This is a genomic window from Gordonia sp. PDNC005, from assembly GCF_016919385.1.
Classification (GTDB): Bacteria; Actinomycetota; Actinomycetes; order Mycobacteriales; family Mycobacteriaceae; genus Gordonia.
In genome coordinates this window covers 2,665,947-2,686,119 of the sequence record NZ_CP070351.1, presented here as the reverse complement: position 1 = coordinate 2,686,119, position 20,173 = coordinate 2,665,947, and the positions used below count along the sequence as shown (strand labels likewise).

The window sequence follows — 20,173 nt, the reverse complement described above, 5'->3', positions numbered from 1 at the left end:
CCGCTCGGCGAACCGATCCCGGTTGCCGAGTCGGCCGAGTTCCGGCACGGTGGAGTCATGAGCGATCAAACGAGTGTGACAGTGGAGCGAGTCATCGACGCACCGGTCGATCGAGTCTTCGACGTGCTGAGCAACCCCGAGCGGCACCAGTCGCTGGACGGCTCCGGTTTCATCAGGGGCGTCGACCACGCCGACCGAATCCAGCACGTCGGCGACGTCTTCACCATGAACATGGAAGGCTCTCACATGGGCGGGGAGTACCAGACCGACAACCACGTGACCGGGTACGCCAAGGACAAGCTTCTGGCATGGAAGACGGCCCCGGCGGGAACCGAGCCGCCCGGTTGGGAGTGGGTGTGGGAACTGGAGTCGCAGGGTCCCGACGAGACTCTCGTTCGCCACACCTACGACTGGTCGAAGGTGACGGACAAGAGCCTCCTGGAGAAGGTCGGCTTTCCGCTCGTCTCGGAACGAGATCTTCAGGACACGCTGTCGAGGCTCGCGGCCGAGGCCGCGACAGCGTGAGGAGCGTTCACGGCGACACGTCTTCGTGCGCGCTGAGGACGATGCGGTCGAAGCTGGATCGCGCCCGCGACGGCAGGTCGACATCGGCGAGTCTGGCGTCGATCGCTGCGGCAAGCTCATAGAGCTTCACATTCGACTCCTGGGACCGCCAGACGAGCAGATCGAACGCCTGCTGGGCGTTGAGTCGATATGCGAGCATCACGGCGCCCTTCACTCGCTCGATCGTCGCGCGCCTGCGGACCATCTCGTCGATGTCCATGCGGCCGCGCGAATTGGCGCTGTCAGGGACCTCGCCGCCGGTTGACGACGCGACGTAGAAGCCGAAAGTACCGCGCCGACGTCCCCCGGGATCATGCATGAGGTCGCCGATGACGATCACCGGGATGATCGACCCGCGCCGGTCGATGATGCGGTGTTCACTGCTGAACGGCGCTCCCGCGCGTCGGACCCGTTCGATCAGTTCCGCCACGCGCTCCCTGTCGTCCGGGTGCTTGTGGGCGAGGAGCAGGTCGATGGTGGGGGCGACCGACTCCGCCGACTCATAGCCGTGCAATCGGGCGAGCTGGTCGGACCACTCCCAGCGATCATCGTCCCGGTAATACCAGAATCGGCCGTACCGAAACGCCGGGCGATCGGCGGCGGGATGGTCGAGTTGTCCTTGCACGAGGCGATGTCCCCTTCGTTCGTGGGCGGCACGTGCCGCCCATCCGACCATAGGAGGCGCAAGGGGTTAGTCGGCTCACCCTTAAGGGTGTACCGAAGGTGGGTACGGTTTGGTTATGGGACCGATCACGGTGGCGATCATCGACGACTACGACGTTGTTGTGAGGGGGCTTGCGACAATGCTCAGGCTCTACTCACACCGGGTGAGCGTCCAGGCGTTGTCCACCTCGGGTGACGTCTCCGAGCCGGTGGACATCGCCCTGTACGACTCGTTCGCGAACCCGCCCGCCGACAAGCAGACGATCGACTCCCTGCTGACCGACAGCAAGGTGGGGCAGGTCGTCATGTATTCGTGGGAGGTCTCCGAGCCCATAGCGGCGGCAGCTCTGGAGAACGGCGCCGCAGCGTTCCTGTCCAAGAAGCTGCCGGCCGCTGAACTGGTGGACGCGCTGGAGAGGATTCACGAAGCCGACGGCGCGCCCCGGGTGTTCCCGGGCCGAACGGAGACGGCAGTGTCCAGTGCGGGGGACTGGCCAGGACGTGAAGAAGGCCTCACTCAACGTGAGGCCGAGGTGTTGGCCCTCATCACCCAGGGCCTGAGCAACGCCGACATCACGGATCGGACTGGACTGTCGATCAACTCCGTGAAGACCTACATCCGAACGTGTTACCGGCGTATCGGGGTGACCACTCGGGCACAAGCCGTGCTGTGGGGAGCACAGCACGGCTTCGTGCCCGACCGGCCGCGGCGTTAGCCCGCTCGTCTCCCCGAGAAGGCGCGCAGAATCGCGAGCAGGATGATCGATCCGGCCAGCGCAGTGAAGAACGTGAACCACATTCCGCCGCTGGCTGTGTCGAGGAAGAAGCTCAGCAAGAACCCGCCGAGCAGGGCGCCGATCACACCGACGACGATGTTGGCCAACAGCCCCATCTGCGCGTCGGTGCCCATCACCTTGCTCGCCAGCCAGCCGGCGAGGCCTCCGATGATGATGTAGCCGATCCAGCCGACAGACGTGAACGTCGACGACTTCGCGAGAACGTCGACGGTCGCGAGTTGAATCTCGGACATGGCAGTACCTCCTTGATGGTTGGGCTCACGGGGTACCCGGAACGGCGTCGGTTCAAACAAGGACGTCGGTCAGGCGGCTCGCCGTACTACCGCTGACGGGCGAACACATCGACGATCTTGGCGCAGAATGCGGGGAGATCGTCTGGGTTTCTACTAGACACCAGAGCACCGTCGACGACTACCTCGCCGTCGACGACAGTGCCCCCGGCGTTCCGGATGTCAGTACGGATGCTCGGGTAGCTGGTGAGCGTACGGCCTGCGACCACATTCGCTTCGACGAGAGTCCAGCCACCGTGGCAGATCACCCCCGTCGGCCTGTCCGCATGCATACACCCTCGAACAAAGTCGACGGCGTGCACGTCCTGTCGCAACTTGTCGGGATTCGTCGTTCCGCCTGGCAGGATCAGCGCGTCGAAGTCGGCCACAGACACGTCCGTGATCACCTTGTCGACGGCGAACCGAGCCGCGGGCTCGACATCGTTGTGGAAGGCTTGGATCTCGCCGTCGTGAAGGGACACGAGCACTGTGCGCGCGCCTGCCCGCTCCACGGCTTCTCGTGGTGCCGTCAACTCGACCTCCTCAACACCATCGGCTGCGAGAATGGCCACCACCGCCCCATCGAGCGGCCGTCCGGCCGGAGGCGTCTTCGGCGCGGAGCCTTTGTGAATCGGGTCGTCGTCGGTCATTGTTGTCTCCTGTCGTCAGTGGTGTTCTCTTTCTCTCCTGGCCCCGGCCGGTGTGAGCCGCCGACGGTGGCTCGCGTCGCACAGCGGTGCGGTGGCGCTGAGTCCACACGCACAGATCGCGACTTTGAAGCGGTCGCAGCGGACGACGGAACCATCGGGACATTCCACCTCGACTGGTCCGTCGACTAGGATCGGTCCCTTCGGAACGACCCGCACCCGACGAGCTCGGTCGTCGCGGTTTGTCATGTCGCCTCTCTCGGGGATCGGCCAGCTCGTTGGGCGCGAATCACGACTATCGATTCCTTTTCGCTTGTCGGGTCCAGGAATCCCTTGCGGACCAGGAGTTCTCTTCGCGACTCGACGACCGGGCCGAACGGGATCAGACGTTCACGAACGACTTTCGCCCGGAGTCCCGCCCCTCGCAGCGCCGCCACGGTCGCGTCGACGTCGGCGAGTTCGGACTGGACGACGAGTGCGGTCCCGTCCTCCGCCAACAGCCGGGGCAGCACCGCGCAGACGACATCGAGCACGGCTCGACCGTTGGGCCCGGCGTTCCAGGCGTGGCTCGGTCCGACGGCGGACGCCTCTGTTCCCGGCGGTGTCGGCACATAGGGAGGGTTGCAGGTGACGAGGTCGAATCCGGTCTGCTCCACCGCTGCCACATCAGACCGGCTGACAGTGAGGGCCACGCCGGCCTGGACGGCCGCGAGACGGGTGGCGTCGACCGCGTGAGGGCACGAGTCCACAGCCGTCACATCGGCACCTCGTAGCGCGCCTGCGATCGCCACCGCCCCCGAACCGGTGCACAGGTCGAGCATCTTGGCGCCGACGAAGTCGACGGATGACAGCGCGTCAATGAGGAGGCAGGTGTCCTCCTGCGGTCGGTACACACCGTGGAGGTCGTTCGGTACGACTGGCGCGTCCGGCGAGGTCAGTGGGAATGTCATATCAGCCGTTCCGTCCGCGATATGCCGCATGCCGCAGGTCGTCCCACCAGCCTCGGACCGGTCGCACGTCGTCCGGGACCGACATCGGATCGAACCCGGCGAAGTCCTCCGCTATCGGATCGCCTCCGAACTCGATCGTCGCCAACGGCACACTCGGCTGTCCGTCGAGTTCTGCGGTCAACGTCAGGCCTCCCGGGGCACGGGAGAGCCCACGACTGAGGTCTTCGAGATCGAGGCCGGAGCCGTTTGTCGGTGTGAGCAGTTCACCGAACACCCGCCACGTTCGCTCGCGGTACTGGAACTGTCCGTGTGCCGTCAGCGGGACCGCGTTCCAGCGAAATGCCGGCCGCATCACGGGCAGGCCTGCAATACGATGCTCGGGCCCCGACAGCATCAAGTCCCAGCGGCCGCTGTCGGCGCCGACGAGCACAGTCGACGGAGGGAATCGCACGGCGACCCCGACCACGTCGGGCATGGGTCCGGGCGACCCGAGTGCCTTGGACAGACGCACCGTGACCGGCCCCGATCGGATCGGAAGGTGGTCGGACTCGGAAACCGCGTCTCCGCGTACAACGAGGCCGGAGCGGTGAAGCAACGCGCCGGGTGTGGCTGTCGACGTCAGGCCCGCGATGGTGTCTCTCATGGATCCCTCCTACGGTGATGTTCGTCAGACCGGGATACCCCGATCAGGCGGGAGTCAATCCTCCGCCGCGCCGCAGACGCGCGAACCGCGGCCGACCTGGAGCTTCATAGGTTTGAGGGCGAATACCACCCGGACACCGGGCGTTTGACGGCTCACGGAGCCGGGTATCCGTTACTCGTGACTCGACAGATCAGGAATCCGACACACTTCGCTCACCGTCCGCTGCCCGGCTCTCGCGGCCCGGTGTCCCAGCGGATCATCGAAGCGATCCGTGCAGCTCCCGTCGACGCTCCGACGCGGATCGATCTCCCGGAGGATCTCGACCCGTGGGGCGACGACGTTCATCTCGGGCTCCTCGTATGCCATGAACTCCACTATCGAGGCTGGTCCGACGCCGGCCGGGACTGCGAGTGGGATCCGGCACTCATCGCGGCGCGCATCCGATTGGAAGACCTCTTTCTCGCCGCTGTCGGCGCGGAGGCTGACAGTCTGCCCGGCGAGGGATCTGCGGATGCACAACTGGGTGCGCTGGCCCGTGTTGTGCCCTCGGGTGTGACCGCGCACTTGAAGAGGCACGGCACCGAGGACGAGTTCAACGACTACTTCGCTGCCCGGTCCATCTATCACCTCAAGGAGGCTGACCCGCACGCGTGGGCGATCCCACGTCTTCGGCCTGCGGCGAAGGCGTTGTTCGTCGCAGTCGAGTACGACGAGTACGGAGCGGGCCGAGCCGACCGGGTGCACCAGGCGCTGTTCGCCGAGTTGCTGTCGTCGATGAAACTCGATGACGGGTACTTGGCGTATCTCGATGCGGCGCCGGCGGCGGTTCTCGCACCGGTCAACTTGATGTCGTGCTTCGGCCTTCGTCGATCCCGACGGGGAGCGACAGTCGGACACTTCGCGGCCACCGAAATGACGTCGCCGGTGGGATCGGGGTGGCTGCTGGCCGGGCTCGATCGCATCGACGCCCCGGAACCCGCACGACTGTTCTACCGAGAGCATGTCGAAGCCGACGCTGTCCACGAACTCGTCATGAGAGACGAGGTGGTCGCCTCCCTGCTCGCGGACGAGCCGTCGCTGCACGACGACGTCTTGTTCGGGATCCGAGCGTTGCAGGTGGTGGAGGACCGGCTCGACGCGGCGTTCACCGCTGTGTGGGAGTCAGGCGAATCGTTGATGGGCACGAACCGCGCCGGTCAGCTCCCGTAGTCGTCGAACATGAGCCGACGTTGATGCCAGCGCCTGATGCACGTCGCCTCGCGGACCACGGTCTCGCCATCGAAGTTCGAGTGCCCTCCGGGCGCATCACCGAAACACGAGGTCGGTTCACTCGACAGTTCGGAAACGTGTGCTGATTCGGCCGTTGAGGTCTGGCGAGATCTCGTTGATGAACTCCAACGTCTCCGCCTTCTCGGCGCCGCGGTAAGGCGTCGGCACGTAGTCGTTGAATTCGGCGTCGCGCGACAGACGAGTGGGGATCACCCGGAACTCCGATCTCGACACGCGTTCGCCTGTGACGGTGAGCCGAGTCTGCAGGATCATGGTCCGTTTGTCCGATGGGTTGGTGTTGCCTCCGAAGGAGAAGTTGCCGAGTGAGTAGGCGATCAACCTGCCCTTGTACGTCGACATCGACTGAAGCACGTGCGGGTGTGTGCCGATGACGGCGTCGGCGCCCTGGTCGACAGCGAACTCGGCGAGCGAGGTCTGCACCTCGTACGGCCTGTTCTCCGCCTCGATTCCCCAGTGGAAGAACGGGATCACCACCTGTGCGCCCTCCGCGCGCAGCGTCGAGAAGTCGGTGCGGACTTTGGCACGGAATGACGCCGTGTCGGCCCACGCTTGATATCCGACCAGTCCGACCCGGACGCCCTTGACATCGCGGATGACCCGGAAGTCATACGCCGAACCCTCAGACCCGTGTCCGGTTCCGACGTAGTCGACGCCGACGGCGTCCAACGTGCGTATGGTGTCGTCGAAGCCGGCCTGGCCGTAATCGAACGTGTGGTTGTTGGCCAAGGTGACGACGTCGATGCCGGCGGCGGGCAGGGATTCGGCGACCGCAGGGTCGCCGTAGAAATGGTAGGTCTCGCCGTCGCCCTTGTACCGTTCGCGGCGCTCGTCGGTCAGTGCGACCTCGAAGTTCGCCACGGTCAGATCGTCCGCGGTGAAGTACCGTTTCACGTTCTGGAAGAAGTAGTTCGGGGACCTGCCCGCACGCGCCCACAGCTCCGGAAGGGTCCCGCCGCCGAAGTCGCTGTCGGTGCCGAGGATGTTGTCGCCGACCCAACTGATCGTGATGGTCGTCGTGCTCGGACCGTTCCGCTGCCGCGCGACGGGAGTCCCGTCGGCGGCGAAGGCCGCACTGTCGGCGGACTGCAGCATCAGTGGAGCACCACTGCCTCCGACGGCCAGAACAGCAGTCACCAACACGGCACAGAGGCCGATTCGTACCGATCGCACCCGCACATCCAACCCGGTGGCGCAGACCGCCGCAAGCCGTCGAACGGTGTAACTCGGGTACTATCGCACCGACGTCACGGTGTTCGGGAAGTCCGGTGAAGATCCGGCGCGGTACTCGCCACTGTGAGCAGGTCCGGCGGGACCGTGAAGTTGACGTCTTCAGCCACTGGGCAGCGCCCGGGAAGGTCGTTCCGCCGGTAGACCCTGCGAAGCCAGGAGACCGGCCGTGACCGACCCCCCGAAGTAGGTTTTCCACGAGTCATGGAAGGCGGGCGTACTTTGCGTACCCGTTTCACAGTCGGCGCCTCGATCGCCGCGATGTCGTTGTTGTTGGCCGGATGCACAAGCACGAACGGCGGTGACGAGACGGAGTCCGGCGCCATCAGTCTGCAGAATTGCGGCCGCACCGTGTCGCTGACCGCCCCGGCGAAGGCCGCGATCACCCTGAACCAGGGCGCGACGGAGACCGCGCTGTCGATCGGTGCGGGGGAGCAGATGATCGGCACCGCGTACCTCGACGACACGATCGCCCCGCAGTGGGCCGCGGCCTACAACAAGATTCCCGTCCTCGCGAAGGAGTTCCCGGACCGCGAGACCGTGATCACGCGGAAGCCGGATCTGCTTCTTGCGTCGTACGGCACGGCGTTCGACGAGAAGGCGCTCGGCAGTCAGGAAGAGCTCGACGCGCTCGGCATCGCCTCGTACGTGTCACCGTTCGCGTGCAACGACAAGAGCAAACGCGCCGAGTCGTCGTGGGATGCGATCGCAGGCGAGACCTCAGACAACGGAGTGCTGTTCGGCCGCACCGAAGAGGCGGACGCGGTGAACAAGCGGATGCGTGACGTGCTCGCGCGCGTCGAGGCGTCGGCGGCCGGCCGTGGGAAGCGGATCTTCTGGTATGACAGCGGAACCACCACGCCGTATGTCGGCGGCGGGAAGGGCGGACCGCAGTTGATCATCGACGCGGTCGGCGCGCGGAACGTGTTCGCGGGCATCGACGGGAACTGGGCCGACGGCGACTGGGAGAGTGTCGTCCGGGCCGACCCTGACGTGATCGTTCTCGCCGACGCCTCGTGGGACACCGCACAGGCGAAGCGGACCTACCTGGAGAACGATCCGGTGCTGAAGAACCTGAAGGCCGTCAAGGCAGGGGCGTTTGTGGTTCTGCCGTTCTCGGCGAGCACTCCGGGGCCCCGCCTGATCGACGGGGCGTCCACCGTGTCCGACCAACTGGCGAAGCACTGACCGTCGCGCGATCGGCCTCGGTGTACGCGGGGTGGATCGTTATTCTGTCAGTCCTGCTGGTGCTGAGCATGGGAGTCGGCGTGCTCGCGGGCTCGGTCGACATCGGACTCGGCGAGGTGTACCGCGCCGTCGCCGGACAGTTCGGGCTCGGGTCGGGCGTTGACGCCAACACTGCCTACATCGTCGTCGACCTGCGTCTTCCCCGGGTGGTGGAGGGCGCAGTGGTGGGCGCGGGGTTGGCACTGTGCGGGGCCGTCCTGCAGTCGCTGACGGGAAATGTCCTTGCCGATCCCTACATCCTCGGCCTGGCGTCCGGGGCCTCGGTCGGCGCCACGGCTGTCCTCACGCTCGGAATCACCGTCGTCGGGCTGACCGGTGGTCCAGCAGTGGCGATTGCGGCGTTCGTCGGAGCGCTCCTGGCGTTGTTCGCAGTCTTTGCGATCGCGACCACGAGGACCGGCGCATTGCTGCCAGGCCGGCTGATCCTGGCGGGAGTCGCCGTCGCGCAAGCGGGTGCGGCACTCACCGCGATCATGATCCTGCGAGCGGATGTCGGAGCCGCCGACAGGGTCATGCGCTGGACACTCGGATCGCTGGCCGGCGCGCGGTGGTCGACGATGCCGTTGCTCCTGGCGATGGTCCTGATCGCCGCGGTGGTGATCGTCGTGTCGTCGAGGACCCTCGACGCGTTCGCTTTCGGGGAGCGCAGCGCCATGTCGCTCGGGGTCAACGTCACCGCCACGCGGTGGCTGCTCTACACGATCGTGTCGGTCTGCACCGCGGTGATGGTCGCGCACAGCGGGATCATCGGATTCGTCGGCCTCGTCGTGCCGCACGCGGCGAGGATGATCGTCGGACCTCTGCACGCGCGACTGCTCCCCGTGGTTCTGCTGGTGGGTGCTCTGCTCCTGGTGTGGGCGGACGTATTGGCCAGAACGGTGGTCGCGCACCAGGAGATCCCGGTGGGCCTGGTCACCGCCGTGATCGGCGTGCCGGTATTCGTGTGGCTGCTCCGGCGCAGAGGAGGCTCCGCGTGAACGGGCCGCCGCCGGATATCCGTGTGATCGATGCGAGCGTCCATGTGAAGTCGAAGGTTCTGGTCGACGGCGTCTCGTGCACTGCTCCCGCCGGGGCGGTGACCGGTCTGATCGGGCCGAACGGGTCGGGCAAGACGACGCTGCTCTCGTTGGTCGCACGATGGCGCAGGCCGTCGTCGGGGACGGTCTGTATCGGCGGTCGTCCGGTGGAGGAGTTCGGTCGTCGGGAGTACGCACGGAGGGTCGCGGTCGTCGAGCAGCACGTGGCGACCGAACTGGACCTCACGGTGGAGCAGGTGGTCGGGCTGGGCGCCATCCCGCACCGGACGGGCTGGGCGGCGCCCTCGGGCTTCGCCGACGTCGACGAGCACCTTGCCGCGATGCGCATCAGCCATCTGCGGTCCCGCACCTGGCAGACTCTGTCCGGAGGGGAACGGCAACGGACTCAGGTCGCACGGGCCCTCGCTCAGCGTCCCGAGGTGCTTGTGCTCGACGAACCGACCAACCATCTCGATCCGGCGGCGGCGTACGAGTTGCTCACCGGCGTCCGAAGCAGTGGGCGCACTGCACTCGTCGCGCTTCACGACCTGTCGCTCGCGGCGGAGTTCTGCGACCGACTGGTGATTCTCGACCGTGGCGGGCTAGTCGCCGCAGGTGCGCCGCGTGAGGTTCTGACCAGTGATCTCCTCGCCGAGGTGTACGGCCTCGACGCAGAGGTCGCCACACATCCGCGCAGCGGCAGGCCGCTGATCATCACCTGCGGGACCGTCGAGCGGCGGAAACGATGACGGCGGAATGGGTGATCGTCACAGCGCCGACCGACCGGGGCGGTGATCCCGCAGACGAGGTCGCCGACGCTCTCGAGCACGCCCGGCGTCGATTCCCCGGAACGACGGTGCAGACCGCGGTCTTGGGAGGACAGTCCACCGTCGTCGAAGCTCTCGACGATGCAGCCGCCGCAGGTGCGGCCACCGTGCTCGTCGTCAGCGGCCAGACGGTGCTCGACCGCAAGACCGATGCATGGTTCCGGCGGGTGATCGGGCACTGGCTGCGGACGAGAACATGCCCGCCCGACGTGAGTATCGGCCGGCCGCTGTCGGAAGGTTCAGGCTATGCCGCACTTCTCATCGAGGCGATCGATCACGGTGGGGAACCCGCTCGCGCCACGACGGCGCCGTTGACCTCACCGGCGTGGCAGGATGTTCCGGCGTTCAACAGGCACCTGCTGCTCTGCCGAGGACCGCGGTGTTCAGCGCAGGGGAGCGGTGAGACGCAGCAGGCGATCTCGGACGCGCTCGACGCCCGAGGACTCGGCGACGACGACGTCCTCGTGACACAGACCGGATGCCTGTTCCCGTGCAACCAGGCTCCCGTCGCGGTCGTCTATCCCGACGGCACATGGTATTCGGGGATCACGCCCGACCGGGTGGACGAACTCGTCGACGAGCACCTCGTCGGGGGTACGCCGATCAGACGATGGTCCGCACCGCGGCGTCGATAGGATCGAGGACGTGAATGACAGCGCAGCGGATGAAGGCACCTCGTCGCTCGGAGTGCGGCTCGTCGTATGCGACATGGACGGCACTCTCCTCGACGAGAACGGGACCGTCCCAGACGGATTCTGGCCGCTGCTCGACGAGATGACGGCCCGCGGCATCGCCTTCGTCCCGGCCAGTGGACGGCAGTACCAGAGCCTTGCCAGGCTCTTCGAGCGAGTGCAGCACACACTGTCGTACGTCGCCGAGAACGGCGGGGTCACGATGCACCGCGGTGAGCTCCTGCATTCGACGACGATGGAACCGGACTTCGTCGCACGTGTCGTCCACACCATCCGTGAGGCCAACGCCGCGGGCCGGGGCATCCGCGCGATCCTGTGTCGCGTGGCCGGGGCGATCGTCGAGTCCGATGATCCGGCATTCGCCGTTCACGCCGCCGACTACTGCGCGGAGCTCGCGCTCGTCGACGATCTGGCCGCGCACACAGCGGGCGTTGTGAAGATCGCGATCTACGACTTCGGGAACGCCGCGGCCACGGCACGCGACGTCCTCGCACCGCTCGGCGAACAGCACAGTCTCGTGGTGTCGGGGGAGCACTGGATCGACATCACGGCGCAAGGAGTCAACAAAGCCGTCGGTGTTCGCAGTCTTCAGGGTGAACTCGGGGTCAGCGCGGACGAGACAGTCGTGTTCGGCGACTATCTCAATGACCTCGAGATGCTCGACGAAGCGGCACATTCGTATGCGATGGCCAACGCGCATCCGACGATCGTCGCGGCCGCCCGCCATCGCGCACCGTCCAACGTCGAGCACGGCGTCGTCACCGTCCTCACGGGATTGCTGGGTAGAGTTCAGGCATGACCGACGACCTGGCAGCCCGATTGCTGGAGGCCCAGGTCGAGTACCTGCGCGGCCAGCTGACCGATCCTCAGTCGTTCACCGTCCTCGCGCGCGAAGAGATCACGTCGTTCCTCGCCGATGCATCCCACCTGACGCTGTCGGAAGCGGTGTCGCGCGACATGATCAAAGCTGTCGCGCACAAGTATGCGATCGCGTTCCCCGTCGAAGGCGCCATCCCGGAACTCGTCGGGCAGGTAGCGGCTCGCCTGTACATGCATTCGCGGAACGACGACCTCCGACTCTCGGCCGTCATCGACCGCAAGCACTTCGACGACCTCGCGACCGGTGTCGCGGGCCTCGGCATCACCCGGCGTCTCGTCGAACGAGTCCTGGACAGCCCCGCGACAGTCGATGCCGCCGTCGACGTGATGCACCGTGCCGTCGATTCGTCACGACTGCCCGAGAAACTCGGACGGTTCGTCGACGGGACCGTCGAGAACGTGACCCGCCGCGGCGCTCGATTCGTGTTGCAGGCCAACAAGGCGGACTCCGACGAACTCGTCGTCGACACGATCCGCGACCTCTGGGCGGCGAATGCCGACCAGAGCATCGGAGAGATGAGCACCCTCGTCGAACCGGGCGATGTCGAAGACGTCGTCGTCCTGATCTTCGAGTTCTGGCGGACGTTCCGTGAATCCGACTACTTCGCGGCGCTGCTGTCCGAAGGCGTCGACGAGGTGTTCGAGGCGTATGGCGACACCCCACTCGACGAGTTGCTCGCCGAACTGGGGGTCGGCTACGACGACCTGGTCGAAGAGGCGCTTCGCTTCGGTCCGCACGTGATCGCGCAGATCGACAGGCGTGGATTCATCGAAGCGGCCCTTCGACGCAGACTCGCACCGTTCTACAGTTCGGAGGCGTTCACCGCGGCTGTGCGGTGAACGCCCGACGTCAGAGAACCTGCGACAGGAACGTCTGAAGGCGCTCGCTTTCGGCGGCCTCGAACAACTTCTCCGGCGTCCCGGTCTCGACGACCCTGCCCTCGTCCATGAACAACACGTTGTCGGAGACGTCGCGGGCGTAACCCATCTCGTGCGTGACGACGACCATCGTCATCCCCTCCTTCGACAGTTCCGCCATCAACGACAGGACGCCCTTCACCAATTCGGGGTCCAGGGCGCTGGTGGCCTCGTCGAAGAACATGATCTGCGGCCCCATCGCGAGCGCACGGGCGATCGCGACGCGCTGCTGCTGACCACCGGACAGGGTGGACGGACGGACGTCCGCCTTGTGCTTGAGACCGACGGCGTCCAACTGTTCGAGGGCGAGCGCGTACGCCTCGTCTTTTCCGAGCCCCCGCAGCTTTTGAGGTGCAAGGGCCACGTTCTGCGCCACCGTCTTGTGGGGGAACAGATTGAACTGCTGGAACACCATGCCGATGCGGCGACGCAGTTCATCGGGGTTGTCGCCGAGGACCGATCGGCCGTCGATGAGGATGTCGCCCTGCTGTGGTTCGTGGAGTCGGTTCAGGACCCGAAGGAGGGTCGACTTGCCCGACCCGGACGGGCCGATCACGGTTGTCGTCGTACCGGCGTCGACCTGGATGTCGACACCCTGCAGAACCTTGTTGTCGCCGAATGCGAGGTGAAGGTCCTTGCCGGTCAGGGACACCGCAGCGTCGGTGGCCGCGAGCGGAGTGGTGGATGTGCTCACGAGGAATCAGGCCTTTCCGACGCGCAGGCGCTTGTCGATGTAGTTGACAAGGTGCGTCAACGGAACAGTCAGGATCAGGTACAGCAAGCCCGCGGCGAGCAGCGGTGTCAGGTTGCCGCTGCCTGCGTTGAAGTCCTTGCCGACCGCGAACAAGTCGCGCTGCAGCACGGTGAGTCCGAGGAAGTAGATCAGTGACGAGTCCTTGATCAGCACGATGAACTGGTTCATCAGGGCCGGAAGCACCCGTCGGACACCCTGCGGGATGATCACAAGCTTCATCGACGAGCTGTAGGAGAAGCCGAGTGCGCGTGAGGCCTCCATCTGCCCGGCCTCGACGCTCTGGATACCGGACCGGAAGATCTCACCGATGTACGCGGCCGCGAGCAGTCCGAGCGCGATCGAACCGAGCCAGAACGGGTTGCCACCCGTGAGATTCTGCACCACCGGGCCGAATCCGAGGCCCACCATGAGAATCACGACGACGGCGGGCAGACCGCGGAAGACGTCGGTGTAGACCCGGGCGGGCCAGCGCAACCAGCGAGTTCGAGAGATCCCCGCGACGGCGAGCAGCATGCCGAGCACGGTGCCGATGATGCCGGATGTCAACGCGATCTTCAGCGTGTTGGGGAGGCCGGTTGTGAACAGATCGGGAATCGCCTTGCGGAAGGCTTCGCCGTTGAAGAACGTCTCGCCCAACTGCTCGAGGGTGCCCTTCGGGGCGACTTCCTGAGCTTGTTCCTTGTTGCCGGCGTTGGCCTTCGCGATGGCCTCGAAATCGGGCAGCTTCGGCGCGGGCGCGGCCTTGGACCCGGGCTTCCAACCGGCGGGGAGCGTTCGCGGGGCCCAGTCCTGGTACAGCTTCGCCCACGTGCCGTCGGCGATGATCGAGTCGAGTGCGCTGTTCAGCGCCTCCACCAGCTTCGGGTTGCCCTTGTTGACTGCCCACGCGGTGAAGTTGTTGATGCTGAACGTGTTCTCGAGGATGCCGATTCCGTCGGCAGGCTGAACGGTGCCCTCGGCCTGCTGGCTCGGTGCGACCCAAGCGTCGATCTGCCCGGACTTCAAGTTTGCGTACGCGGTCGCGTAGTCGGGGAACTTGACGGGGTTGAGATGCAGTGTGTTGACGACGTAGTCGTCCTGGACGGTGCCCTGCACCACGCCGATGCGTGTCGAAGCGCTGAGATCACCGAAGCCCTTGATCGGGCCGCCTACCTTGGCTGCCAGCGAGAAGTACCCGAAGTCGTAGCCGTTGGTGAAGGCCACCGTGTTTCGACGCTCGTCGGTGGTGGTGATCGACGACGAGCCGACGTCGAACCGCTTGCCTGCGACCTGTGCGAGGAGGCCGGAGAACTCGGTGCCGACGAACTCGACCTGCAGGCCGAGCTTGCCGGCCATCGCACGGAGCATCTCGTTGTCCATGCCCGTGTACTGCTTGTTGTTGTTGACGCAGATGCTCGGGGGTGCGTCACCCAGGGTGCCGACGATGATCTTTCCGTCGTTGATCAGCCCGAGATCGGACGTGTTGATCTGATCGAGCGGGGTGACGTTCGCCGTCGTGAACTTGTCGGGCGCCTGAGCGCTCTTCGCGAGGTTCGTCGGTGCCGCGGACGCGCTGTTCACGCCGGGAGGCGCACACAGGCCGGCGTCGTCGCCGTCGTTCGAGTCGGACGAGGAACCGCAGGCGGTGAGTGCGCCGATCAGGATCACCACGATCAGCAGTGGCAACCACAGGCGTCGAGACGGCGACGACGACAGGCGTCGTCGGGCCGAGGAAAGGACAGTCATGGTTCGTCAGAATAGCGGTCCTGTCGTCCGGCCCGACGACTTAAAGTCAGGGTGAGGCGAAACCCTGGGTTTCAGATCACCCTTCGCGGATCGTCATGGACGCGATCTTGTCGCCCGCGAGGTGGAACACGAACGACGACAGGCCGTTGGCGTGAGAACTGCGCCAATCGGCGATGACTGTCACCGTGTTCTTGTCGACCTCGGTCCTGGTGACGGTCATGGTGCCGTTCGCGCCGATGAACTCGACATCGCTCCAGGCCTTGATCGACGCGCGGTCGGGGAAGATCCGTCCCCAGTCGTCGACAAAACCGTTGTTTGTGAAGGCGTCGAGCACCGCTGTCTCGTCGTGTCGGTTCACCGCGTCGATGAACGCGGTGACGGTGGCGGGGATGGCGGTCGTCATGGTGTCTCCTAACGTCTGAGGTGTCAGCGGGTGGTGTAGCCGCCGTTGGCGAAGATGGTCTGGCCGGTGATCCACCAGCCGTCGGTTGCGAGGAACTCCACGATCGGTGCGATGTCCTCGATCTTCGTCAACTCGCCGTTCATCGCCTGGGACTTGTGGAAGGCGACACGTTCGGGCGTCTCCTGACCGTAGAAGAACGGAGTGTCCATCGGCCCGGGACCGACGGCCGTGACCGAGATTCCGCGAGTGCCGAACTCCTTCGCGGCGGCACGCGTGAAGTGCTCCACCGGACTCTTTCCGCCTGCGTATGTCGAGTATCCGTCGGTGAAGGCGGCGAGCAGTGACGTGACGATGGTGATGATCCTTCCGCCGTCGTTCAGTGTCCGGCCGGCCTCCTTGATGAAGAAGTAGGCGGCCTTCGAGTTCACGTCGAACATCTCGTCGTACTCGGACTCGGATGTATCGGCGATCGGCTTGCGGAGGACCTTGCCCACGGTGTTCACGGCGACGTCGATTCGACCGAGGGCCGCTTTGGCGTCGTCGAACAGTCGGGTCACCGCACTCGGATCGGTGAGATCGCCGGTCAGCAGCACGCCGGTGCGTCCGGACGCTTCGACGGCGGCCAGCGTCGCTTCGGCCTCGGCCCGCGACGACTCGCTGTTGTAGTGGATCGCCACGTCGGCTCCGGCCGCGGCGGCCTGCCGACTGATCAGGCCTCCGAGGTTCTTTCCTCCACCGGATACCAGTACGGCCTGTCCCTCGAGTGTTCGCTTCTGCATGGCAGCCTCCCTATAGCGTTGGTATGTATCAACATATCGTCGATACAGGGCTACTGTAGCGGCATGACAGAGAATTCGCGAGGCGATACACGGGAACGGCTGCTGGACGCGGCAGCCGACCTCATCGCGTCGTCGCCCGGTGAGGACTTCTCGCTGCGGGAGGTGTGCGATCGGGTGGGGGTGCGAATGCCGACGCTCTATCACTTCTTCGGCAACAAACAGGGGCTTGTGGACGCCGTGGTGGAGAGGGGTTTTGACCTGTACCTGGCGGAGAAGGGAGCTGCCGAGCCGAGCGGGGACCCGATCGTCGATCTGCGTGACGGATGGGACGCGCACGTGAGGTTCGGCCTGGCCAACCCCGGCTTCTACACGCTGATGTACGGAAAAGTGCGGCCCGGATATGCGCCCGCGGCTCAGGCGCGGCCGACCGAACTGCTGCGTGGACTCACCGAGCGGGCATCGGCGCAGGGGCTGCTCGTCGTCTCTCCCGAGCAGGCTGCGGCGCACGTGTTGGCCACGAATATCGGCGTCACGTTGCGGCAGATCATTCAAGGAAGGCCTGATGCGGAGCTGTCGGCGGCGGTTCGTGACGCGGTCCTCGCGGGCATCACCGGGGCCGGGTCGGCGTCGACCGACGACCGGGACGCGGTGCTCCGAGTCGCTCGCCTCGCGTCGACGGATCCGTCGATGCTCGGAAAGGCCGAGACGTCACTCTTCGTCGAATGGCTGCACAGGTTACTCGCCGAAATGGATTGATCGGCCGCCGCCGACCGCAGTGGAAGAATGCGGGCGGATGAACAGAAGAACGCCTCGGATCCACTGGCGATTCGAGGCGTTCTTGTGTGAAGAGGTGAGGCGTCAGTTCGCGGCTTCGTAGGCGGCGAGGACGTCGGCGGGGATCCGTCCGCGGTCGCTCACGGTGAAACCGTTCGCATTCGCCCACTCTCGGATGACTCGGGTGTTCGCGGCGGGTCGTGCGGCGGCGGAGCTGCGGCGCTGGGGTCCACGGCTCACCGCGCGGGAGGCTGCGACGTACGTCGCGACGTGATCGCGGAACTCCTCGGCGTGTGCAGGCGAGGTGTCGAATTCGTAGTTCTTGCCGTCGATGCTCCAACGGACGGTCTCATACTCGTTGTCGTCCAGTTCCGCGCCGTCGATGTCGTCGACGATCTTGATAACGGTCTTCTTCGCCATTGGTTTCCTCTCACCGCGAATTCATGCTGCCATTCAGCGCCTACTCTACACACGTTCAGCGCGTCGGGACGACCGTCGAAGTGGGAGCCGATGTTGATTCCGATGATTGGTCGGTAATTCCCGTGAGTGATTCCGGTGCTCTATCTGCGGCGCGAATCGCGGTGAATCCCTTTGACGTCACTGAGAACCCGTCGCCCGAACTCGATTCGACGCAGTAGAGCCCTTCGGCATCGGACAGGCAGGCGAAACGATCGACGGTGATCGCCGACCCCGGCGCGATGGTCGGGGTGCGAAACAGAACAGGATAACGATTCGAGCATCCGCCTTCGCTGACGCCGTCGCCGGACAGCACGACGAGACGCCTGTCCCATTTGCAACCCGCATCCTCATCGGCAGGGGCTTGGCGCGGGCCTTCGACGTCATCGGAGAAACAGACCAGCGCTTCGGCGCCGTTGTTGCCCGTGGAGCATCGGATGCTGCGGTCGGATGAGGAGAAGTGATAACCGGATACATCCTCCCGTTCGCCGTCCTCAGTTGTCGCACCTTCATGGAAATCTGAATTGCTCACTCGCGGAGCGCCTTTGATGACCCGCTCATAACTCCACTCGGACGGCACGGTGTTGTCGTTCGACCGAGACGCGGCCGTCGCCGAGATCGACGCAGGCTTGGTCTCCGTCGACAGCTCATCGGTGCTCGGGATGACGATCCGGTTGGGCCCGGCGTTCTCGCTGAGCAGGCCGCAGCCGGAGAGTGTGACGCTGAGCGCTCCGAAGAGGGCGACGCTGACGATCGCGCCGCGGGATCCGTACCCTTGCACTGTGGCGACTCCCAAAATCGTGTTGTTCTATGTGTTCACGCCGCTGCCCGACCCGGAGGCCATCAGCCTGTGGCAGCACTCCGTGTGCTCCTCGCTCGGCCTGCGCGGCAGGATCATCGTGTCATCTCACGGCATCAACGCAACAGTCGGTGGCGACATCCGCGACGTCAAACGCTACGTGAAAGCCACCCGCGGGTACCCGGCGTTCAAGTACGCCGACATCAAGTGGTCAGACGGCGTCGGCGACGACTTCCCGCGGCTCTCGGTCAAGACGCGCCCGGAGATCGTCACATTCGGCGCCGCGGACGAAATCGAGGTTGATCCAGACGGTGTGGTCGGAGGAGGCAAACATCTGTCCCCAGACGAACTGCATCAGCTCGTCGCCGAGCTCGGAGACGATGTGGCATTCCTCGACGGTCGAAACACGATCGAAGCTCAGGTCGGACGATTCCGAGACGCGATCGTTCCCGACATCGACACCACTCGAGATTTCATTCCGCTTCTCGAGAGCGGAGCGCTGGACCACTTGAAGAACAGGCCCGTGGTCACGTACTGCACCGGCGGGGTCCGCTGCGAGGTGCTCAGCGCCTTGATGGTCAACAGGGGATTCTCTCAGGTGTACCAACTCGACGGCGGAATAGTCCGATACGGTGAGCGGTTCGCCGATTCTGGGCTCTGGGAAGGCTCGCTTTATGTCTTCGACAAGAGAATGACGGTCGATTTCGGTTCACCCGCGGTGATCGGGAAGTGTGTCGAATGCGGTGAACCGACATCGAACGTGGTGAATCATCCCGATCGCGACGGCCGGGACCTAGCGGTCCTGTGCGTCGACTGTGCCAAGTGACCGAATCCACCGATCGGCACATTCCAGTCGTTGTCCTCGCCGGATTTCTCGGCGCGGGTAAAACGACACTGCTCAATCATGTGCTCCGGAATGCGAACGGCCGGCGAATAGGCGTCCTCGTCAATGATTTCGGCTCGGTCGACATCGACTCGCTGCTGGTGTCGGGCGCATCGGGTGGGACCGTCAGTCTGCCGGGCGGATGCATGTGCTGCACGACCGACGCCGAGGGACTCGGGGATGCGATCGCAGCGCTCTCCGGCGCGGAGGCGGAGCTCGACGCGATCCTCGTCGAGGCCAGCGGAATCGCCGAGCCGCCCGCACTCATCCGACTGGTGTTGGCTGCCCGGTCGGCCACGGCGTCGTACGGCGGGCTGGTGTACGTCGTCGACTCCGCCGAGTTCCTGACGACGGTGGCCGCGCATCCCATGATCGGCGGGCATGTCGCCGTCGCCGATCTGGTTGTTCTGAACAAGTCCGACCTCGTCGACGACAGCGAACGGGCGCGCGTCCGCGACGCCGTCCGCGAGGTCAATCCGACGGCGTCGATGCTCAGCGTCAGCGATGCGCTCGTCGATCCGAAGCTGCTCTTCGAGGACGCGCCGGAGCGTCCGGTGGACGAGAGCCCTCGGCAACTCTCTCTCGACGAATTGCTGCACGACGACAGCCACGACCACTCGCATCTGCACGCCGAGTTCGAGTCGGTGTCGCTCGACCGGGCCGGGCCGGTCGACCCACGGCGTCTTGCACGATTCCTCGAACGTCCGCCGGCTGGGGCGTACCGGATCAAGGGGACCGTCCTGGTCGACCTTCCCGGTCACGCCGACCAGGCCTATGTGATCCAAGCCGTCGGTGGCGTGGTCAGGGTGTCTCGGCAGCCGTGGGACGCCAACGGGCCCGCGACCTCGCTCGTGGTGATCGGATCAGGCCTCGACGTCGCGACTGCCGAGACGGCCCTGAAAGAGGTGCTCGGCCCGGATGCCGACGACGAGCACGGCATTCTGCATCTCACGCGGCATCTCGTGTAGCG

The 20,173-nt window shown here is 65.4% G+C and carries 25 protein-coding genes and 1 riboswitch; of the genes, 12 read left to right on the top strand and 13 right to left on the bottom strand.

The window, feature by feature from the left end:
- Window positions 1–57 precede the first annotated feature (57 nt).
- Window positions 58–525, top strand: coding sequence for an SRPBCC family protein (locus JVX90_RS12785; RefSeq protein WP_205329132.1), 468 nt, complete (start codon window positions 58–60; stop codon window positions 523–525).
- A gap of 7 nt (window positions 526–532) precedes the next feature.
- On the opposite strand, the gene JVX90_RS12780 is transcribed toward JVX90_RS12785, so the two are convergent.
- Entirely contained in the window at window positions 533–1,189 is a 657-nt protein-coding gene (locus JVX90_RS12780; protein WP_240193894.1) for a PAS and ANTAR domain-containing protein, read from the bottom strand.
- Between the two features lie 115 nt (window positions 1,190–1,304).
- On the opposite strand from JVX90_RS12780, the gene JVX90_RS12775 reads away from it, so the two are divergent.
- Window positions 1,305–1,943: a response regulator transcription factor gene (locus tag JVX90_RS12775; protein ID WP_205329130.1), complete on the top strand. Its 639-nt coding sequence runs from the start codon at window positions 1,305–1,307 to the stop codon at window positions 1,941–1,943.
- On the opposite strand, the gene JVX90_RS12770 is transcribed toward JVX90_RS12775, so the two are convergent.
- From JVX90_RS12770 to JVX90_RS12750, 5 genes are all read right to left on the bottom strand, one after another.
- Entirely contained in the window at window positions 1,940–2,257 is a 318-nt protein-coding gene (locus JVX90_RS12770) for a GlsB/YeaQ/YmgE family stress response membrane protein (protein ID WP_205329129.1), read from the bottom strand. The genes JVX90_RS12775 and JVX90_RS12770 overlap by 4 nt on opposite strands.
- An 86-nt stretch (window positions 2,258–2,343) precedes the next feature.
- Complete coding sequence (locus JVX90_RS12765; protein ID WP_205329128.1) at window positions 2,344–2,943, bottom strand: DJ-1/PfpI/YhbO family deglycase/protease; 600 nt, start codon at window positions 2,941–2,943, stop codon at window positions 2,344–2,346.
- 15 nt (window positions 2,944–2,958) lie between these two features.
- Window positions 2,959–3,189: a CDGSH iron-sulfur domain-containing protein gene (locus JVX90_RS12760; RefSeq protein WP_205329127.1), complete on the bottom strand. Its 231-nt coding sequence runs from the start codon at window positions 3,187–3,189 to the stop codon at window positions 2,959–2,961.
- Window positions 3,186–3,890, bottom strand: a complete 705-nt coding sequence (locus JVX90_RS12755) for a HemK2/MTQ2 family protein methyltransferase (RefSeq protein ID WP_205329126.1) — start codon at window positions 3,888–3,890, stop codon at window positions 3,186–3,188. Before JVX90_RS12755 ends, JVX90_RS12760 begins: the two co-directional genes overlap by 4 nt.
- 1 nt (window position 3,891) lies before the next feature.
- A complete protein-coding gene (locus tag JVX90_RS12750; protein ID WP_205329125.1) occupies window positions 3,892–4,533 on the bottom strand; it encodes a hypothetical protein in 642 nt (213 codons plus the stop codon).
- A gap of 177 nt (window positions 4,534–4,710) precedes the next feature.
- Here JVX90_RS12750 and JVX90_RS12745 point away from each other — a divergent pair, with 177 nt between their 5' ends.
- On the top strand, window positions 4,711–5,742 hold the full coding sequence (locus tag JVX90_RS12745) for an iron-containing redox enzyme family protein (RefSeq protein ID WP_240193893.1): 1,032 nt from the start codon (window positions 4,711–4,713) through the stop codon (window positions 5,740–5,742).
- Between the two features lie 117 nt (window positions 5,743–5,859).
- On the opposite strand, the gene JVX90_RS12740 is transcribed toward JVX90_RS12745, so the two are convergent.
- Window positions 5,860–6,993 carry a CapA family protein gene (locus JVX90_RS12740; protein WP_240193892.1) on the bottom strand — a complete coding sequence of 378 codons (1,134 nt, stop codon included), beginning with the start codon at window positions 6,991–6,993 and terminating at the stop codon, window positions 5,860–5,862.
- Between the two features lie 60 nt (window positions 6,994–7,053).
- A riboswitch (cobalamin riboswitch) is annotated at window positions 7,054–7,237 on the top strand.
- A 35-nt stretch (window positions 7,238–7,272) separates the two neighbouring features.
- Between JVX90_RS12740 and JVX90_RS12735 the strand changes: the two genes are divergently transcribed.
- Genes JVX90_RS12735 through JVX90_RS12710 form a run of 6 tightly spaced genes read left to right on the top strand, consistent with a single transcriptional unit; the run spans window position 7,273 to window position 12,552 of the window.
- Window positions 7,273–8,238: an ABC transporter substrate-binding protein gene (locus tag JVX90_RS12735; RefSeq protein WP_336819112.1), complete on the top strand. Its 966-nt coding sequence runs from the start codon at window positions 7,273–7,275 to the stop codon at window positions 8,236–8,238.
- Window positions 8,239–8,297: 59 nt separating this feature from the next.
- Window positions 8,298–9,275 carry an iron chelate uptake ABC transporter family permease subunit gene (locus tag JVX90_RS12730; RefSeq protein WP_275889930.1) on the top strand — a complete coding sequence of 326 codons (978 nt, stop codon included), beginning with the start codon at window positions 8,298–8,300 and terminating at the stop codon, window positions 9,273–9,275.
- Window positions 9,272–10,063, top strand: coding sequence for an ABC transporter ATP-binding protein (locus JVX90_RS12725; protein ID WP_205329122.1), 792 nt, complete (start codon window positions 9,272–9,274; stop codon window positions 10,061–10,063). The genes JVX90_RS12730 and JVX90_RS12725 overlap by 4 nt, the downstream gene beginning before the upstream one ends.
- Window positions 10,060–10,776: a (2Fe-2S) ferredoxin domain-containing protein gene (locus tag JVX90_RS12720; RefSeq protein ID WP_205329121.1), complete on the top strand. Its 717-nt coding sequence runs from the start codon at window positions 10,060–10,062 to the stop codon at window positions 10,774–10,776. Before JVX90_RS12725 ends, JVX90_RS12720 begins: the two co-directional genes overlap by 4 nt.
- Before the next feature lie 10 nt (window positions 10,777–10,786).
- Window positions 10,787–11,632, top strand: a complete 846-nt coding sequence (locus JVX90_RS12715) for a Cof-type HAD-IIB family hydrolase (RefSeq protein WP_205329120.1) — start codon at window positions 10,787–10,789, stop codon at window positions 11,630–11,632.
- Window positions 11,629–12,552: a hypothetical protein gene (locus JVX90_RS12710; protein ID WP_205329119.1), complete on the top strand. Its 924-nt coding sequence runs from the start codon at window positions 11,629–11,631 to the stop codon at window positions 12,550–12,552. The genes JVX90_RS12715 and JVX90_RS12710 overlap by 4 nt, the downstream gene beginning before the upstream one ends.
- A gap of 10 nt (window positions 12,553–12,562) precedes the next feature.
- Here JVX90_RS12710 and JVX90_RS12705 read toward each other — a convergent pair whose 3' ends face one another.
- From JVX90_RS12705 to JVX90_RS12690, 4 genes are all read right to left on the bottom strand, one after another.
- Complete coding sequence (locus JVX90_RS12705) at window positions 12,563–13,324, bottom strand: amino acid ABC transporter ATP-binding protein (protein WP_275889929.1); 762 nt, start codon at window positions 13,322–13,324, stop codon at window positions 12,563–12,565.
- Between the two features lie 6 nt (window positions 13,325–13,330).
- On the bottom strand, window positions 13,331–15,109 hold the full coding sequence (locus tag JVX90_RS12700) for an ABC transporter substrate-binding protein/permease (protein ID WP_205329118.1): 1,779 nt from the start codon (window positions 15,107–15,109) through the stop codon (window positions 13,331–13,333).
- A gap of 76 nt (window positions 15,110–15,185) precedes the next feature.
- Window positions 15,186–15,512, bottom strand: a complete 327-nt coding sequence (locus JVX90_RS12695; RefSeq protein ID WP_205329117.1) for a nuclear transport factor 2 family protein — start codon at window positions 15,510–15,512, stop codon at window positions 15,186–15,188.
- Between the two features lie 23 nt (window positions 15,513–15,535).
- Window positions 15,536–16,291 carry an SDR family oxidoreductase gene (locus tag JVX90_RS12690; protein ID WP_205329116.1) on the bottom strand — a complete coding sequence of 252 codons (756 nt, stop codon included), beginning with the start codon at window positions 16,289–16,291 and terminating at the stop codon, window positions 15,536–15,538.
- A gap of 63 nt (window positions 16,292–16,354) precedes the next feature.
- On the opposite strand from JVX90_RS12690, the gene JVX90_RS12685 reads away from it, so the two are divergent.
- Window positions 16,355–17,047, top strand: coding sequence for a TetR/AcrR family transcriptional regulator (locus JVX90_RS12685; protein ID WP_205329115.1), 693 nt, complete (start codon window positions 16,355–16,357; stop codon window positions 17,045–17,047).
- A gap of 102 nt (window positions 17,048–17,149) precedes the next feature.
- Here JVX90_RS12685 and JVX90_RS12680 read toward each other — a convergent pair whose 3' ends face one another.
- Window positions 17,150–17,485, bottom strand: coding sequence for an Lsr2 family protein (locus JVX90_RS12680; RefSeq protein WP_205329114.1), 336 nt, complete (start codon window positions 17,483–17,485; stop codon window positions 17,150–17,152).
- A gap of 55 nt (window positions 17,486–17,540) precedes the next feature.
- The gene (locus JVX90_RS12675) at window positions 17,541–18,302 is read right to left on the bottom strand and encodes a hypothetical protein (protein ID WP_205329113.1); all 762 of its coding nucleotides are present in this window, start codon (window positions 18,300–18,302) and stop codon (window positions 17,541–17,543) included.
- A gap of 1 nt (window position 18,303) precedes the next feature.
- On the opposite strand from JVX90_RS12675, the gene JVX90_RS12670 reads away from it, so the two are divergent.
- Window positions 18,304–19,146 (top strand): rhodanese-related sulfurtransferase, encoded by an 843-nt coding sequence (locus JVX90_RS12670; RefSeq protein ID WP_205329112.1) that lies wholly within the window; start codon window positions 18,304–18,306, stop codon window positions 19,144–19,146.
- Window positions 19,143–20,171: a GTP-binding protein gene (locus JVX90_RS12665; RefSeq protein ID WP_240193891.1), complete on the top strand. Its 1,029-nt coding sequence runs from the start codon at window positions 19,143–19,145 to the stop codon at window positions 20,169–20,171. The genes JVX90_RS12670 and JVX90_RS12665 overlap by 4 nt, the downstream gene beginning before the upstream one ends.
- Window positions 20,172–20,173 lie beyond the last annotated feature (2 nt).

Excerpts from the sequence above, each read along its gene's own strand:
- JVX90_RS12785 (WP_205329132.1), top strand. The coding sequence starts at position 58 with ATGAGCGATCAAACGAGTGTGACAGTGGAGCGAGTCATCGACGCACCG.
- JVX90_RS12750 (WP_205329125.1), bottom strand. The coding sequence starts at position 4,533 with ATGAGAGACACCATCGCGGGCCTGACGTCGACAGCCACACCCGGCGCG.
- JVX90_RS12770 (WP_205329129.1), bottom strand. The coding sequence starts at position 2,257 with ATGTCCGAGATTCAACTCGCGACCGTCGACGTTCTCGCGAAGTCGTCG.
- JVX90_RS12765 (WP_205329128.1), bottom strand. The coding sequence starts at position 2,943 with ATGACCGACGACGACCCGATTCACAAAGGCTCCGCGCCGAAGACGCCT.
- JVX90_RS12690 (WP_205329116.1), bottom strand. The coding sequence starts at position 16,291 with ATGCAGAAGCGAACACTCGAGGGACAGGCCGTACTGGTATCCGGTGGA.
- JVX90_RS12710 (WP_205329119.1), top strand. The coding sequence starts at position 11,629 with ATGACCGACGACCTGGCAGCCCGATTGCTGGAGGCCCAGGTCGAGTAC.
- JVX90_RS12720 (WP_205329121.1), top strand. The coding sequence starts at position 10,060 with ATGACGGCGGAATGGGTGATCGTCACAGCGCCGACCGACCGGGGCGGT.
- JVX90_RS12695 (WP_205329117.1), bottom strand. The coding sequence starts at position 15,512 with ATGACGACCGCCATCCCCGCCACCGTCACCGCGTTCATCGACGCGGTG.
- JVX90_RS12700 (WP_205329118.1), bottom strand. The coding sequence starts at position 15,109 with ATGACTGTCCTTTCCTCGGCCCGACGACGCCTGTCGTCGTCGCCGTCT.
- JVX90_RS12755 (WP_205329126.1), bottom strand. The coding sequence starts at position 3,890 with ATGACATTCCCACTGACCTCGCCGGACGCGCCAGTCGTACCGAACGAC.
- JVX90_RS12760 (WP_205329127.1), bottom strand. The coding sequence starts at position 3,189 with ATGACAAACCGCGACGACCGAGCTCGTCGGGTGCGGGTCGTTCCGAAG.
- JVX90_RS12685 (WP_205329115.1), top strand. The coding sequence starts at position 16,355 with ATGACAGAGAATTCGCGAGGCGATACACGGGAACGGCTGCTGGACGCG.
- JVX90_RS12775 (WP_205329130.1), top strand. The coding sequence starts at position 1,305 with ATGGGACCGATCACGGTGGCGATCATCGACGACTACGACGTTGTTGTG.
- JVX90_RS12680 (WP_205329114.1), bottom strand. The coding sequence starts at position 17,485 with ATGGCGAAGAAGACCGTTATCAAGATCGTCGACGACATCGACGGCGCG.